Raw genomic sequence first — 706 nt, forward strand, 5'->3', positions numbered from 1 at the left:
TTTGTTTCAACTTTGTTTTCTTCACCTTTAGAGTCTTTTTCACCAACATTTGTTACCGTTACAGTTCCATCATAGTTCACTTTGAAAGTGATATCTGTCACCTTAAGGTATCCTGTTGGCGCTGCTTCTTCATGGAATGTATATGTTCCAGGCGTTAAGTTTAATTCTTTAGACTTATCCGCTTCTGAAGTCCAGCTTGCTACTGGTGTTCCTTCTGCTTTGTCACCTTTGAAGATCTTGATTTTAGCTCCCTCAATTTCTTTTCCAGCAATATTTACTTTACTGAACGTTACTTTACGAGGTAAATCATCATCTTTATCGGTTACTGTCACTGTTGAACCATTTGTTTCAACTTTGTTTTCTTCACCTTTAGAATCTTTCTCGCCGACTTTTGTTACGGTCACTGTTCCATCATGGTTTACTGTGAACGTAATGTCTGTTACTTTGAGGTATCCTGTTGGTGCTGCTTCTTCATGGAATGTATATGTTCCAGGCGTTAAATCTAATTCCTTAGATTTTCCTGCTTCTGATGTCCAGCTTTCTACTGGAGTTCCTTCTGCTTTGTCACCTTTGAAGATCTTAATTTTAGCGTCTGCGATTTCTGTTCCGCCTAAGCTTACTTTGCTGAAAGTAAGCTTACGTGGTAAATCATCATCTTTATCGGTTACTGTCATTGTTGAACCATTTGTTTCAACTTTGTTTTCTT

1 protein-coding gene is annotated in these 706 nt (G+C 37.8%); it reads right to left on the reverse strand.

Annotated elements, in window-relative coordinates; translation table 11 throughout:
• Positions 1 to 706, reverse strand: a 706-nt coding sequence (locus HMPREF3103_RS09600; RefSeq protein ID WP_371440379.1) for a prealbumin-like fold domain-containing protein, incomplete at both ends; no start/stop codon positions are given.

The organism is Granulicatella sp. HMSC30F09 (assembly GCF_001806915.1).
GTDB lineage: Bacteria > Bacillota > Bacilli > Lactobacillales > Aerococcaceae > Granulicatella > Granulicatella adiacens.